12 protein-coding genes are annotated in these 15,535 nt (G+C 54.2%); 7 read left to right on the top strand and 5 right to left on the bottom strand.

The features are described 5' to 3' along the window. Window positions 1-9: 9 nt before the first annotated feature. Both A3OQ_RS0113880 and A3OQ_RS0113875 read left to right on the top strand, forming a co-directional pair. Window positions 10-3,993, top strand: coding sequence for a glycosyltransferase (locus A3OQ_RS0113880; RefSeq protein ID WP_026595821.1), 3,984 nt, complete (start codon window positions 10-12; stop codon window positions 3,991-3,993). A 133-nt stretch (window positions 3,994-4,126) separates the two neighbouring features. Then, on the top strand, window positions 4,127-5,224 hold the full coding sequence (locus A3OQ_RS0113875) for a class I SAM-dependent methyltransferase (protein WP_152428457.1): 1,098 nt from the start codon (window positions 4,127-4,129) through the stop codon (window positions 5,222-5,224). A 107-nt stretch (window positions 5,225-5,331) separates the two neighbouring features. Here the strand turns inward: A3OQ_RS0113875 and A3OQ_RS0113870 are convergent, their stop codons facing one another. Then, window positions 5,332-6,126, bottom strand: a complete 795-nt coding sequence (locus A3OQ_RS0113870; RefSeq protein ID WP_210162195.1) for an ABC transporter permease — start codon at window positions 6,124-6,126, stop codon at window positions 5,332-5,334. A gap of 480 nt (window positions 6,127-6,606) precedes the next feature. On the opposite strand from A3OQ_RS0113870, the gene rfbF reads away from it, so the two are divergent. The 5 genes from rfbF to A3OQ_RS0113845 are packed head-to-tail and all read left to right on the top strand — an operon-like array spanning window position 6,607 to window position 11,104. Continuing rightward, on the top strand, window positions 6,607-7,374 hold the full coding sequence (gene rfbF, locus A3OQ_RS0113865; RefSeq protein WP_020176005.1) for a glucose-1-phosphate cytidylyltransferase: 768 nt from the start codon (window positions 6,607-6,609) through the stop codon (window positions 7,372-7,374). After that, window positions 7,368-8,450 (top strand): CDP-glucose 4,6-dehydratase, encoded by a 1,083-nt coding sequence (gene rfbG, locus A3OQ_RS0113860; RefSeq protein WP_020176004.1) that lies wholly within the window; start codon window positions 7,368-7,370, stop codon window positions 8,448-8,450. The genes rfbF and rfbG overlap by 7 nt, the downstream gene beginning before the upstream one ends. Then, window positions 8,447-9,676 carry a class I SAM-dependent methyltransferase gene (locus tag A3OQ_RS0113855; protein ID WP_020176003.1) on the top strand — a complete coding sequence of 410 codons (1,230 nt, stop codon included), beginning with the start codon at window positions 8,447-8,449 and terminating at the stop codon, window positions 9,674-9,676. The genes rfbG and A3OQ_RS0113855 overlap by 4 nt, the downstream gene beginning before the upstream one ends. Before the next feature lie 10 nt (window positions 9,677-9,686). Then, window positions 9,687-10,217, top strand: a complete 531-nt coding sequence (rfbC, locus tag A3OQ_RS0113850; protein WP_020176002.1) for a dTDP-4-dehydrorhamnose 3,5-epimerase — start codon at window positions 9,687-9,689, stop codon at window positions 10,215-10,217. Next, window positions 10,214-11,104: an NAD-dependent epimerase/dehydratase family protein gene (locus tag A3OQ_RS0113845; RefSeq protein ID WP_020176001.1), complete on the top strand. Its 891-nt coding sequence runs from the start codon at window positions 10,214-10,216 to the stop codon at window positions 11,102-11,104. The genes rfbC and A3OQ_RS0113845 overlap by 4 nt, the downstream gene beginning before the upstream one ends. A 41-nt stretch (window positions 11,105-11,145) precedes the next feature. On the opposite strand, the gene A3OQ_RS22475 is transcribed toward A3OQ_RS0113845, so the two are convergent. The 4 genes from A3OQ_RS22475 to A3OQ_RS0113825 are packed head-to-tail and all read right to left on the bottom strand — an operon-like array spanning window position 11,146 to window position 15,523. Then, complete coding sequence (locus A3OQ_RS22475) at window positions 11,146-12,453, bottom strand: KpsE/RkpR family capsule polysaccharide export protein (protein ID WP_020176000.1); 1,308 nt, start codon at window positions 12,451-12,453, stop codon at window positions 11,146-11,148. 47 nt (window positions 12,454-12,500) lie between these two features. After that, window positions 12,501-13,529, bottom strand: coding sequence for a hypothetical protein (locus A3OQ_RS0113835; RefSeq protein WP_020175999.1), 1,029 nt, complete (start codon window positions 13,527-13,529; stop codon window positions 12,501-12,503). Between the two features lie 16 nt (window positions 13,530-13,545). Next, window positions 13,546-14,811, bottom strand: a complete 1,266-nt coding sequence (locus tag A3OQ_RS0113830; RefSeq protein WP_020175998.1) for a KpsE/RkpR family capsule polysaccharide export protein — start codon at window positions 14,809-14,811, stop codon at window positions 13,546-13,548. 58 nt (window positions 14,812-14,869) lie between these two features. Then, window positions 14,870-15,523, bottom strand: a complete 654-nt coding sequence (locus A3OQ_RS0113825; RefSeq protein WP_020175997.1) for an ABC transporter ATP-binding protein — start codon at window positions 15,521-15,523, stop codon at window positions 14,870-14,872. Window positions 15,524-15,535: the final 12 nt, after the last annotated feature.

Here is a 15,535-nt window from a genome sequence, read left to right as displayed (position 1 = left end):
CGTTCCAATATGTTTGAAGCCATTCGATTTCTTCCCCGGCACGCAAAAGCGAAATGGCACGCAGCCAAAGCCATGGCTGTGCTTCGATCTTCCGCTCTCATGGACCCCATTTGGTATAAGGAAAATTATCCGGACCTTCGCGGCACGCCGGTCGATGCCGTCCTGCATTATTTTGAAACGGGCGCGGGCGAAGGCCGCAATCCAGGTCCGCTCTTCGATACGAAATTCTATCTGAAGCAGAACCCGGACGTCGCCGCGTCAGGCATGAATCCGCTCGTGCATTTCATAATGCATGGCGCGAAAGAAGGGCGCGATCCGCATCTGCAGTTTGACTTAAAATATTATTTTGCCTTGACGTCGGCTCGAAGGCGAGATGAGACAAATTCTGTCCGATCTTCGGAAGCAGCTATGCCTAAATTGCAGACGAGGCTTGCAGAGAATGACGATGAAGACGTCAATAGTCCAAAACAGATTGACTTGGTGGTTCTGGCGCGCGGAGCGACTGACGACCTGCGGAGGGCAGACGTTGATCTGATAAGGCAATCAGACCTGTTTGATGAAAGCTTCTATTTAGCTCAGAACCCAGATGTTGAAAGCGCAGGAATAGATGCCGCACTTCACTACGTAATTTATGGCGCCAAGGAAGGCCGCGAACCCTCTCCCTTTTTTAGCGCAGCAAATTACTTAAAGCAGAACGCCGATATCCGTGAAAATGGCATAAATCCACTTGTGCATTGGTTAAGGCATGGTCGATCCGAAAAGCGGCAATTCCCTTTCATCGATAAGCGTGACACCAGACAATTAGCGCATTATTGCAATATTCATTACTTAGAAGAGCAATATACAAAGTATTTTGATGAAGAGTTCTTTATTTCCGTAATTACACCAACTTATAATACTGATCCTAAATATTTATCTGAACTGCTCCTCTCCCTTCAGAATCAGCGGTATTCCAACTGGGAATGGATCGTGGTCGATGACGGGTCTACGATTCCGGACACTATAAGCCAGTTAAAGCTTATGGCCAGAAATGAGCGCCGTTTGCGCGTCGTGTTTAAAGAAAATAATGGAATTTCTGTCGCGAGCAATGCCGCTCTGTCGCTTGCCAGCGGTACTCATTTCGCACTTGTCGATCATGACGATCTGCTTGCACGAGACGCGTTTTTCTTCATTTGGAATAAGTGGAAAGATAATCCCTCGACGGAACTTTTTTACACGGACGAGTGCAAATTATCAGTCGATTACGAACTCTATGATTTTAGCCATAAGCCAGCATGGTCCCCTGTTTTCCTCGAAAACACGATGTATATCTGTCATCTCAGTGTGTACCAAAGAGGCACGATAGAGGCTGTTGGTGGCTTCCGTTCCGCGTTTGACGGAACGCAGGATTTTGACCTCGCTTTGCGAATATCTGCCAAGGCGAAGAATGTCTGCCATATTCCAAAAATTTGTTATTTTTGGCGCGCAATTGAAGGATCGACGGCAGCGACGTTGGACGCCAAGTCATATGCGTTGGAACGTCAGATTGCAGCGGTTCGCGAACATGCAAGAACCAAAAATCCCAGTGCTGAGGTTCTCCCTGGTTGGTCCCCCGGCTTTTGGTACGTTGATTATCCTCTAAACAGAGTGCCGCCTCTCGTTTCATATATAATTCCCACCGCCGCGAAGAGTCGGGTCATTCGTGGCGCTCAGACAGACTTGCTCGAGCAATGCATTCGAAGCCTTGAGACGCTGGAATTCTATCCGCGTCGGGAATTTGTTGTCGTCCACAACGGCGATTTGAACAAAAGACAATTGGACTTTCTTGCTACGATAGAAGGCGTAGCGCTTATTGAGTACCATCCAACAAGCCATTTTAATTTTTCAGAGAAGCTCAACTGGGGAATACGTCACGCCCAGGGAGAATATCTCTGCATATTAAATGATGATGTCGAGGTCATAACGCGTTGCGGCGGAACCCGCATGGTAGGCTTCCTGGAAAGCAATCCCCAGGTGGGTGCTATTGCTCCTCTTTGCTTATTCGAAGATGGCCGCGTGCAACATAATGGTGTCGTTTTGACTTCATATGGCCCGACGCATTCAGGCATCTTCAAGGAAGCTCATTTCTCGGGCAATAACGGCTATCTCCGCTGCCGACGAGAGGCCTTTGGAGTCACCGGAGCGTTGATGTTCGTCAAAAGGTCGAATTACGAATTCGTCATGGGCTTCGATGAAAGTCTTCCACTGAATTACAATGATGTAGACTTTTCTCTCAAGCTTCGCGCAAACGGCCTGTCTTGCGTGGTTGATCCTTATATCTCGGTATATCATTTCGAATCGTCGAGTAAGAGCGGCACCTTTTCATGCGAAAGGCAACGTTTATACGCTAGGTGGCCAGGATTAACCGATCCCTATTTCAATGAGAATTTCGATCAAGATAATCCATTTTATGAATTGAATTTCACTGAAGGTAAGCGAAGTTATCGCATCGATAATGACCCCATGCAATTTGAAGCTTGGCTCACCGCGGAAATATGTCGCCGAGCTAAGCTTTATCCCACTGTCGAAAAATACAGGCTTACGATTGGGGTATCGATTTACGATCAGGCGCCATCATTGTTGGATGAAATGTTAGCTGCATTCACGATGCAATCTTACCTCAACAAAGAAATGGTGGTTATCGATAACGGCTCCAGTGACCCAAAAACGATTCAATGGGTTGGCCAGTTAGAGAAAAGCGGACTGGCGAAAGTCATACGACATGCGGTTAATCAAGGCATCAATGGGGCAAATCGGAGCATAGTCTCCGCAATGACAGGCGATTTCTTATTACCGGTCGATGCTGATGATTATTGGACTGTGGATGCCTTAACAGTGATGGCAAGCTTTATCGAATCTCATCCGACGGCACGGATTTTCTATTCCGACGAGTTCAACTCTGATCCTGACTCGAAGCAGTTCAATCCTTTTTTTAAACCCAATTTCGACCCAGTGCTTTTGACCAATTGTTGTTATCCGACTCATTTGATGGCCATCCAGCGCGAATTATTGAATGAAATAGATGCTTATTCAGACAATCGAGCGACTTGGTGCCACGACTACGACACTTTAACGAGAGCCTTCGCCCGCGGTATCAAACCAGTTCATGTGCCTGAATTGCTCTATGCCTGGCGAATACACCCGGGTTCGACAGCCGCTGCGGGCCACGAAGCCAAACCTCAAACAATCGACTCTCAGCGTTTTGTTTTGGAGCGGCTGCTAAAAGATCTTGGCAAAGAAAATTTGCAAATCGAAGCGAACCCCCTCTTTTCGCATCCAGGAATGTGGCGAGTAAAACACAGGCAAACGATCCCAATTCCGCTTACCGAAGTATTGGATGGACGCAACTTCCTGCTCGATTCAGACAGAAAAGCATTAGTTGACCTTGCCGCTCTTGCTCGTTCGACAGAAGGGCCGGAATGGATAGCAATTCTGGGCGACTTGGCTAACCGTAGCATCGTTCTCCCTGAGCTCTTCGCGGTCGCTCTTTTGGATGCCGACATAATCGCCGTAAGCGGTCTGATTTGCGATGAAAAGGAAACGGTTGTGCGATGGTCGGGTGGTTTCTTCACCTCCGACAATACGATTTTAGATCCATATATCGGAAGCAAATTGGCCCATAGCGGATATCATGGCCAGTTATACTGTCAGAGATGCGTCGATGTTCCTGCGCCAATGGATATTTTGCTTAGAAAGGACTTTTTGAATCAGACGTTGAGCAAATTTGGGATTTCGAACTACAGAAGTTTGATGATAGCTCTTGGCATCGAGGCTGCGGCGCACGGCAAATATATTGCGGTTACTCCCCACGTAAGGCACCTTGTGCCTGCTCGGAACGCGTTTCCTTTTCCAGATGATCGGGAGGGTTTGCTCGACAAGGCTGGTGTGCCTGGTGCGGCCAGCCGTTGGTACAGTCCGAACCTACCTAGATTAACGTCTGACGCCTATACTATCCAAGACATGCATCAAGCATGAAGCTAAGAAGGCTAACGAATCGCGTACGATTACGACTTCGGCTAGTCTTTTCAGTTTCTGTGGGCGAGGCATGAAATCTATGCGAAGGGCAGACTTAAGAAGCACCTAACACTGATCCATTATAGGCACATTAATGTCTGGAAGCATCTTCGTTCACGATTTCTCACGCCATGCACCAGATTGCCCGCTTGAATGCGGAGCGCCAGCTGCGTTTTTCGACGAGTCGACTATGCTGCGAATTGCGGCGGCACTACGCCGGTCCTTGCGCCATTCAATTGCTTCAGGGGAAGATGTTTGGACGTCAATTGTCTCCAAACACCAAAACTTCGCCGAGCTGTTATTGAGCGGAGAGCTAAGCGCCGCGGCGGACATCTTGGCCCGCATGTTTGCCTCTCCACTGACCTATGGCTTTGAGCAGTTCGATGGCATGTACGAGCGGATCGTTGCCGACCCTGCTGTACAGCAGCATGTCCGCCAGCTCGCTTTTGATCGCTTACTTTCCCTTGCCGCTTCACTACGTGCGATTCCGGTACAAACCGTCGAGCAAGGCGATTTCCTTCCTTACCTCCAACAACATCCCGACGCGTTGCTCGACAGGATTGAGGAGAAGATTCAACAAGAAATCCACGCTCCGCATTTTCACGGTGGACTCTTTGGCCTAAAGACAAAACGAGGGTTGTTTACGGAGCGCAGCTTCACCGCGATCTATGTTGCATTGCGGCTTAGGGAGCTCCTTTCTCCTATTGATGATCCCAGGATCTGCGAAATCGGCGGCGGCGCGGGATATGTTGCATACTATTGCAACTGGTTGGGGTTGACTAATTACACCATCGTTGATCTTCCGACAGTCGGTGCGGTCCAAGCCTATTTTCTGGCCCAGAATCTCGGTGCCGATCGGATCTCGCTATCTGGAGAGCTCTTCTGCCCAGATCGTATAAAAGTGATCAGCGCCGCCGACATCTCGGCGCTCGACTTCGATGTGATCGTCAATGTTGATTCATTCCCTGAGATGAGCGGTTCCACCATGCGGGGATATCTGAGGCAAAGCAGCGCCCGTTACCTGCTGAGCATCAATCAAGAGGCGATGGCTCGGAGGTCTGCCGACGAATTCCAGGAGCGAGTAGGAGATGTGATCGAGGAGATCAAGGGCTTCCGAAGACTATCGAGATGTCCTTTCTGGATGCGTCCGGGCTATGTCGAAGAAGTATACGAAATGAGGGATGCGCCATGAAAGCGGACGGTCGGCCTCGGCTACCCGCAGGGACGGGAGCGAGACACGTCCCAACCCCATGGTGAAATCGGCGGGCGGGCCAAATCATTGTGGTCTAAAGCGAAGGATTATTGCAGCATTCTGCCCCGCACGAGGCGTTCGAGCGCGAGGCCCGTAAACAAAGTTGCGACACCCCAAGACAGCAGATAGGTCTTGTCAAGAATGCTGGCCCCATAGCCTTCATAATAAGCCGAACGCATCCATTCGACGCCTTGCAGATAAGGCAGATAGGCAAGCCACTCACGTGCAAATGCCGGAAGAGCCTCCGGAACGAAGAGAATGCCCGACGACATCCAAAAGACGATCATGCAAAGCGCATAGCCGGTCATCCAAAAAGGAAGAGCCGCGGCGATGATCGCATTGATGACGCCGAAGCCGAGACCGAGCAACATCATCGCGAGAAGCGCGAAGCTCGCCTGCACGATATCGATTGGCATGAAATCGATCCCCAACGCCCAGAAAATTACGAGGACGATGAGAATGACGAGTCCGGCGCTCAGCACTTCGACAATAGCGCGGGCAAAGAGAATGTCCGTGATCTTCACTGTTGGAAAAAGAAGCAGGGGCTTGTTGAGCAAAATGCCCATCATGATGAAGCGGGACATATAATTGAAAGCCATGAAAGGAATAATGCCCGTGGCAAACCAGAGCGCCGCGCTATCGCCGTAAGGTGCCGCACGGCCTAATTGCGAATTGATGACGAGAAGAATAAGGATATGACTCAAGGGCCAGCCGATGGCGAGCAAAAATCCCCATTCGGTGCCGAAGAAGCGGGTCTTGAGATCGCGCAACATGAGAGCGACGAGTACGCGCCATTGCGCTTTCAGCATGCCGTACGGTGAGATTAGGTAGTCGTCTTGCAAGACCGATAACCCCTGGGTTTTGCACCGAGGCGTTGGATATAACACACCAGATGTCATACTCCGCGCAATCGGGAATCCTATCCACTCATTCAATGCCGTCCGACTTTGCAGATCCTCTATCACAGTGCCGGCGGTCGTGCCGGCCACAGGCGAACCTTTCGGCTTATTATCCGGACGAACGCCGCATCGACGGAAGTCTCCGGCAATGTTGGACCGAACTACTGGCCGTAGATCGACTATAAGCTCGCCGTTCAGTCCTTTTGTTCGGTTTGACCCCTTAATATTATGGGTTTTATTGTGATACAAAAGCCTTTTTGATACAGTAAAGTAATATAAGTTAGGCTATAGATCTGTACTGCTCTGGACGCATCTTGACCGAAAAATACTTGGCCCATAAGCCATCGCTGCGAGATAGCAGGCCTGACGCGAGCACACCCGTTCAAAGAGCATTTCCTGCTGTCAAGAAATGGAATTCCGGTAATGAAGGCTGTGATCTTGGCCGGCGGGCTCGGCACCCGCCTCTCCGAGGAAACTGCGATCCGCCCCAAGCCCATGGTGGAGATCGGGGGGCGGCCGATCCTATGGCACATCATGCAGATATTCTCGGCCTATGGAGTCAAGGATTTTGTCATCTGCCTCGGCTACAAAGGTTATATCATCAAGGAATATTTTCTGAATTACCGCCTGCATCTAAGCGATGTGACGGTGGATGTCGGAAAGGGCACGATCGAATATCATCGCAGCAGCGCGGAAGATTGGCGCGTCACGCTCGTCGATACGGGCGATCTGACGATGACCGGAGGCCGCCTGAAGCGCGTACGCGATTATCTCGGCGACGATGATTTCTTCATGACCTATGGCGACGGTGTTGCCGACATCAATCTCGACAAGCTGCTCGCTTTCCATAAGGCGCATGGCCAATTGGCGAGCGTCACCGCCGTCATACCTCCCGGCCGTTTCGGCGCGCTCGAACTTGCCGATAGACGCGTGGAAAGCTTTCGTGAAAAGCCGGCCGGCGACGGCGCCGCGATCAATGGCGGCTTTTTCGTTCTTTCGCCGAAAGTCATCGACTATATCGAAAACGATCAGACCGTCTGGGAGCAAGGCCCATTGGAGCGCTTGGCGCGCGACGGCGCGCTTTTCGCCTATCAGCACGATGGCTTCTGGCAGGCCATGGACACATTGCGCGACAAGCGACATCTGGAAGAGCTTTGGAAGGAAGGTCGGGCGCCGTGGAAGGTTTGGTGAATCCGGCGCGAGCCTTCTGGAACGGCCGTAAAGTTCTGATCACCGGCCACACCGGTTTCAAGGGCAGCTGGCTGACATTCTGGCTGAAAAGGCTCGGCGCGGAGGTTAGCGGACTTTCGCTCGCGCCGCACACCGAACCGAGTTTGTTCAAACTCGTTTTCGGCGAAGAGGCGGCGCCATATATCGACATCCGCGATCTTAATGCCGTCCGCGCGGCGCTCGCCTCGGCCAAGCCCCAAATCATCTTTCACATGGCGGCGCAATCGCTCGTGCATCAGTCTTATCGCGACCCTGTCGAGACCTATGCGACCAATGTCATGGGAACGGTTCACCTGCTTGAAACCGTCCGTGAATTGGATTGCGTCGAGGCCATCGTCATCGTCACCAGCGACAAATGCTATGACAACAAGGAATGGCTCTGGGCCTATCGCGAATCAGAGCCCATGGGCGGCCACGACCCTTACAGCAGTTCGAAAGGCTGTGCCGAACTCGTCACAAGTGCTTATCGTAGCTCCTTCTTCGCTGCGTCGTCGGGACGGATTTGCCACATCGCGAGCGCGCGCGCCGGCAATGTCATTGGCGGCGGCGACTGGTCCGAAGACCGTCTTATCCCAGACATTATCCGGTCTTTCGGGCAGAGCCGGCCGGTCGAGATCAGGCGGCCTCATTCAATCCGGCCGTGGCAACATGTATTGGAACCTCTCAGCGGCTATATCCGCCTCGCGGAATGCCTTGCATCGGAAGATGGAGCGAGCTTCGCCGAGGCGTGGAATTTCGGGCCGCCAGATGAGGATTGCCAATCGGTTTCCTATATCGTCGACAAGTTGGCTTTGTCCTGGGGCGACGGTGCATCATGGATCTTGACCGAAAGACCGCAGCCGCATGAAGCGGCCCACCTCAAAGTGGATGCTTCGAAGGCGCGGGCCCGGCTTGGCTGGGGCAGCCGATTGCGGCTTGACGAGGCGCTCGCCTGGAGTGCCGAATGGTATCGAGCCCAGCTCGACGGCAAAGCGGCGGCTGCGATCACCGCCGATCAGATCGATCGTTACGAGGCCCTGAGGAGCTTTATCCATTGACGTCGCGAACATGCCGCGCCTGCGGCGCAGAGCTCAAGCATACCTTCGTCGATCTCGGCCTTTCGCCTCTGGCGAATTCATATGTGCCGGCCGAAAAAGCTCATGGCGGCGAAATCTTCCACCCCCTGCACGTCTATGTTTGCGACGCATGTTTTCTCGTCCAGCTCGAAGAATTTGAAAGCCCCGATGCCATCTTTTCCAATTATGCCTATTTCTCCGGATTCTCGACGAGCTGGCTTCGCCACGCAGAAGATTATGTCGCTGCCATGAAAGCGCGCTTCGGCCTCGGGCCGGAGCATAAAGTCGTCGAGGTGGCGAGCAATGACGGCTATTTGCTGCAATATTTCGTAGCGCGCGATGTTCCGGTGCTTGGTATCGAACCGGCGCGCAATGTGGCAGCGGCCGCTATTGCCAAAGGCGTCCCGACAGAAGTCATGTTTTTTGGCGAGGCAAATGCGGAATTATTGCGCCAGTCGGGACATGCCGCCGATCTCATGGCAGCCAATAATGTCCTCGCGCATGTGCCGGACATTCTCGATTTTCTCGGCGGGTTTCACGTTCTTCTCAAACCGGAAGGTGTTGCGACATTCGAGTTTCCGCATCTCCTTCGTTTGATTGAACATAATCAATTCGACACGATCTACCACGAGCATTTCTCTTATCTTTCGCTCGGCACGGTCGCCGGCATGATGAAACGCAAAGGTTTGCGTGTCTTCGATGTCGAGGAATTGCCGACACACGGTGGGTCGCTGCGCGTGTTCGCCTGTCATGAGGGTGCTTCGCATCGGCATGAGCCAGGCGTCGACAGGGTCATCTCCGAGGAACGTGCAGCGGGTCTATTCGATCTCGCGGGATATAGTGCCTTCGCGAAAAATGTGGTCGCGATCAAATGCCGGACGCTCGAGTTCCTGATCAAAGCGCATGATGAAAACAAGGTGGTTTGCGCTTATGGTGCGGCGGCGAAAGGAAACACTTTTCTGAATTATTGCGGCATCGGTCCAGAATTCGTCAGGAGCGTTGCCGATCGCTCGCCGCATAAGCAGACGAGTTTGCTGCCAGGAAGCCGCATTCCCGTCATCTCGCCCGAAGACATGCTGGCTCAACAGCCCGATTACGTCTTGATCCTGCCATGGAACCTGAAAGACGAGATCGCGGAACAGTTGAAGGGGATTCGTGAATGGGGCGGCCAATTTGTCACGGCCATTCCTAGCCTTTCGATCTATTAGGACGGCGGATGTGCGCTTCGAACCTCTTGCAATCCCCGGCGCTTATGTGATCAAAATCGAACCGTATACGGATGATCGCGGCTTTTTCGCCCGGACATTTTGCGCGGAGGAGTTTGCGGGACAAGGCCTTGTCGACCATTTTGCGCAGACGAGCATCTCTTTCAACGCCCGCCGCGGCACGATACGAGGCATGCATTTTTCGGTTGAGCCGCATGCCGAAACAAAGATCGTGCGTTGCACCGCCGGCGCTATTCACGACGTTATCGTCGATCTGCGACAAGGTTCCGAGACCTATTTGCATTCGGCCGGCATCGAGCTCTCGGCACAGAACCGGCGCGCGATCTATATCCCAGCCGGCTTGGCGCATGGCTTCCAAGTTCTCGCGGATGCCACCGAAGTTCTTTACATGATCGATATCCCATTTGTCGCGGCGGCTGCGCGCGGCATCAGGTGGAATGACCCGGCCATCGAAATCGATTGGCCGGAGCCCATCAGTGTTATTTCCGAGCGCGATCTGCAATTTCCCGATTGGAAGCCATGAAACGCGTTCTCGTGACCGGCGCGGCCGGGTTCATAGGTACACGTGCCACAGCGCATTTGCTCGCGAAGGGCTACGAAGTTCATGCGATCGGCCGGACGCGGCCTCATGATGATCGTATCACGTTTCACTTTGCTGATATTTTGGACATAGATGCAACGCGTAAAGTGATGGCAGACCTCCAGGCCACTCACCTTCTGCATCTCGCGTGGAATGTCACGCCGGGCCAGTATTGGACGGCAGCCGTCAATCTCGATTGGGTCGGCGCGAGTCTCCACCTTGTGAAAGCCTTTGTCATGGCTGGAGGCCAGCGCGCGGTTTTTGCCGGCACTTGCTCGGAATATCAGTGGGGCTCGCCCCGCTTTTTTGAACTGCAGACGCCTTGTATTCCTGCGACCTTTTACGGAACGGCGAAAGATGCCTTGTGCCGGCTGCTCGTCGGCTATGGCGTCAATACAGGGCTTTCGGTCGGCTGGGGCAGAATCTTTTATCTCTATGGGCCCGGAGAGAAGCCGGGACGGCTTGTCAGCGATGCGATTCAGGCTCTGTTGCGCTCGACCCCATTTCCGACAAGCCCGGGGGAGCAGATGCGCGACTTTCTTCATGTCGATGATGTTGCCGGCGCGTTCGCGGCGCTCGTCGATTGCGACGTGCAAGGTCCTGTCAATATAGGCTCCGGCATGGCCGTTCCGGTTCGCACGATTCTGGAAAAGATCGCGGCGCTCATCGGCCATGCCGAATGTCTCCGCTTTGGGGAACGGATCCTCCCGGCAACGGAGCCGGCTATTGTGGAGGCCGATACGACGCGCCTGACGCGGGAGGTAGGGTTCTTGCCGCGCTACGGTCTTGACGCCGGCCTTGCCGATACGATCGCGTCGTGGAAAGGTTGACGCGAAGCGTCATATCCATGCTGAAAAGCCTTTGCTCGCGGTCAATATCGATGATCGTTTATGGCGGCACCAATCAGCGCAAAAATCCCCCAAAGGATCAAGAGTCCGGCCGGGATGAGACAGGAGAGCGCCAGGCGCTCCGGATATTTGGGTTCTTCCGGGAGGGCCGGCGGAACGAACGCTGTCACATACATGTTTTGCCGTTCGGCTTTCATGCGTGCGCGCTCCAGGGCATCCTGCGCCATCGTGAACAGCTTTTCAGAAAAGATCCTCCGCAGCTCCAATTCTTCGAATTTGACGAGTGCCGCCGAGATCGGCTTTCCTTCCGGCGATGAACTGGTCAATTGCGCCTTCAAGTCATCGATCTGCCTATCGAGGCCTTGCAACCGCGTTTTAAGCGCCTGAAGCGTCGGCGCGTTCGGCGAGAGGCTGGCGGATGTCGCAAAATAATCGTTCTGAAGCTTGATCTTTTCCGACATGGCCTCGACGAGAAGCTTGCCCGTCGAGGTCGCTGCGACGGTCGGGTCGATGAAGCCTTCCCTGTCACGATAGCTGCGCATATCTGCGAGCACTTGGCGGACCCGGCTTTCGGTGGCGCGCACCTCCTCCTCGGCCCGTTTCATCGTGTCATTGCGGGCGCGCGCCGAAATGTCGTTGACGAGCTTTTCGCTGGCGCGGACGATGGCTTGCGTGAGCTTCAAAGCATCGTCCGGCCGGAAGGCGCGGGCATAGACCGTGACAATGCCCGACGGTCCGTCAATCGACGTCATGACCATGCTGTTCCAATAGCTGAGGAGATCTTCGGCGCTCGCATGGGATTTCAGCCTGGCCCAGAAGTCTGCTTCCGGCCGCCGGAAGATCTCACGCAGGTCCACCTCTTTCGACAGATCGTCGATGATGGCATGGCTATGAATATAGCCTGTCACGACATAGGCCTCTTGACCGGCCAGCGACGGCATGCTGCCGATCGATCCGGCTGAGAGGGTCGACGCGCCCTGCTGCCTGCTGCCGCCGAAGTCGATCTCCGCGGCGCGGATGGCAAAACGGGCCTCCGATACATATTGGTCGGAGGCGATGAAGGCGAGATAGAGGATCGCGATAAAGGACGGCACCACGACCGCCAGCACGAAACTGAGAAGATAGGCGGAGGGCCGCTTGACGGGTAAGCGCACCGGGAGCTGCTTCCAGTCCGGCACGGGCGACTTGGAGACGCGCCGAACCGCGCCGTCGAAAAGCCGCTGCACGAAGCCTTTCGGGACGCTGACGACGGCATCTTCAGCCGACACGCGGGCGAGCCTCGCCTGCGCCGCGAAGGCCGTCTTGGGTTCGACTTTGCTTTCCTGACCCATCCGAAGTCCTTACCGGAGTTCCTTTCGTCCCGGCGCCGGTATTATGCCTATTTTTTGAAGGCCTCGTCGACATAGTGATAAAGTTCAAGGTCTTTTTCGAGGAGGATTTCGAGCTCCGGTAGATTTTTCAGCTGTTTTGCCAGCGGCGCGACGGCTGTCAAATGCGGAATATCCGGCAAGGACCTCTCGTCCATATCCAAAAGCTCGGCCAGTCCGGAGATGAACTTTCCCGGCTCACGGCGTAGCCCCACTATGGCGAAAGAGGCAAGCAGGTCCAAAGCCAAAGCGACCGCGCCGCCGCTCGGCATTTCGTCCGGCGTCGCCGTCGTCAATTGGCGGGTGACCGGATTCGTAAAGGCCGCGGCGACGTCGGCGGGCATGTTTCGAATCGCGCGATTGAGCGCTTTCTCTTCGGCGAAGGGAAGGTTTTGCGCGAAATTGATCGCCGCCTGCAGGCTCATGCTGTCGCGCATGCCGAGATGTTCGGAACCGAGTTGTCTGAGTTTGCTCAAGACGAGCAAGCGCTCCGCGAGTTCCTCGTAGGGATCATGAAGGATGGCAACCGTTTGAAAACCTGACTCGATGAAATAAGCGTAATTTTTATAGAGAATCCGGCCGCTGATGAATGCCGATTCGACCTGGTTCAGCAAAAAGAGCTGCGTGACCGTTTCACGGCCCAATTGTTCGACGCCTTTGGCGAAATATTGAAACCTGCCGTGAAGCGCGCTGTCAAAACGCCAAAGCGGAAAGAAATGCGTCTCAAGTCGCAAGAGTTTCTTTTTGATGATGTCTTTGCCCGGCCGCCGGTAGATCAATAGACCCGTTTCAACATCGAAGAGTTCGAGCTCTTGCAGGGCTGGAAGATCGGGCAGGATGGCCGTATCGAGCGTAAAGCCGCATGTCCCGCTCTCATGACGCCCGGCGGCGACCAAAGACTGGCGCACTTCATTTGCATGAAATTTGAGAAGCTCTCGCCCCCTGCTGCAGACGCTGATGGCCGGGATGCCCGAAAAGCCGTCGGGAACGACATAGCCGATCACTCGGTCGCCGGTGTCAGCCTCTAAATTGAATAGCATTCCCCTGCTCTCGGCATCATGCCATGTGGTTGCGGACGGTTATAGCCAGTCCGCAACAGAGTCCCCAGATCGCCAGCAGCCCCGCGAAGATCAAAAATGAATAGAGAAGCCGGCGCGGATACTGCGGAGCCTGCGGGACGGCTGGATTGACCGAGATTCGAATATACATCATCTTATTCTCAGCCGCGAGGCGTGCGAGTTCAAGCGAAGTGGCCGCTCCCGCATAGAGACGTTCGGCGATCTGCCGCTCCAGGTCCAATCCCGCGAATTTTGTCATCGATGTTGCAAGCGTGGGCTGAGTGGCAGAACTCAGCCTCGTATTTGTCAATTTCGATTCGAGTTCCGCGATCTGGTCCGCCATCGCGTTGATGCGCGACTTCAACGCCCGCATCTGCGGCGCGCTGTCCGAGACCCATTTGAGTTGGGACGTATAGTCTTGCTGAAGTGCCAGATATGCGGAGCGGCTATCCGTGATCAGCTTATTCAGTGATTCGGCGGTTTTCTGCGTATCGAGCAGACCTTCATCGTTGCGTGCGCGCTCAAGAGCAATGCGAGCCAGCGTCAGACGCGCGGTCGTTCGGTTCAGCTCCTCTTCGGCATTCGAGACGGCATCCTTGTTCATGCGGTCGTTCATGACGTTGATCAGCGTTTCGCTCATCGACAGAACCGCCTGCGCAATGCGCGCGGCGTCCTCCGGTTTGAAAGCCCGCACTTTGATCTCGACGATACCGGCCGGCATTTTGATCGATACATCGATCTTATTGTGCCAATATTTGACAAGTTTTTCGATTGGCTTTTGCGCATTGAAACGCGAGAACCAATCAGCGTCCGGGGTCGAATAGAGCTCGCGGAGACCGATCGTCTTTTCGAGCTGTTCGACGGCGGCGCGGCTTTCAATGTAATTGGTGACGATCTGCGTGTCCTGGATGATCGCCATCAGCGGTATGCCCGTGAACGAGCCCAAACCGTCGACCGCCGGCATTTCGCTGCCGAAGACGGTGAATTGCGCTTCGGCGACATATTGATCGGAGGCGATGAAAATATAATAGATCGCACCTATGACGCTTGGAATGACGACGATAAGCTGGAAACTGATGAAAATAGCCCAACGTACGGCTGCGGCGCCGCGACGTGCCTGAAATCCACCCCCGGCATAAGCGCGGCGGCTGCGCGTCGAAAACCGCGCACGCCGCGCCGCATCGGAGAGCGCTTGCGAGACGACACGCGCCCGTTCAAGCGCCGATGACCGTTGTTCGCCTGGCGAACCCTCTTCGATTTCCATCATCGTTTCCTTGGCGGCACTGTGGCCGGACGGATTGCGCCCCTGAAAATTGAGAGCCTCAACGGTTCAAACGGTTATAGGCCTCGATCGCTTTGTCGACGGATTCGAACGCTATGATTTGACCATCCACGACAACGGCTCCCCGGTCGCAATAGTCCTTTATCGTCTGCATGGAATGCGAGACCATAATGAGATCGGAGTTTTCGCGGCGCCTGTTGAAGGCATCCCTGCATTTCGCCTGGAAGCGCGTGTCGCCGACGGCTGTGATCTCATCGATGAGATAGCAATCGAAATCGATCGCCATCGAAAGCCCAAAAGCGAGACGCGCCATCATGCCCGACGAATAGGTCCTGACCGGCACGTCGACATAATCGCCGAGTTCGGAAAAATCTTCGACGAAGTCGATGACTTTGCGGATATCTTCGCCATAGGCTCTGGCAACGAATTTGATGTTTTCCCGGCCTGTCATCAACGGATGAAATCCTCCCGCAAAACCGAGCGGCCAAGAGACGCGAACGGAGCGGCGAATCCGGCCTGAATTTGGCAACTCGGTCCCCGCGATGAGCCGCAGCGTCGTCGATTTGCCCGCGCCGTTCACGCCCATCAGCCCGTAAGAACGGCCGCTTTCGAAGACGGTCGACACATGGTCGAGGACGATTTTGACATGCCCTTCCGTCCGGTAGAATTTGAATATGCGATCGAGCTGAATCATCGAATTACGGCT

Source organism: Methyloferula stellata AR4, from assembly GCF_000385335.1.
Taxonomy (GTDB): Bacteria; Pseudomonadota; Alphaproteobacteria; order Rhizobiales; family Beijerinckiaceae; genus Methyloferula; species Methyloferula stellata.
The sequence above is the reverse complement of the archived record's forward strand: the minus strand, read 5'-3'. Positions and strand labels throughout refer to the sequence as shown.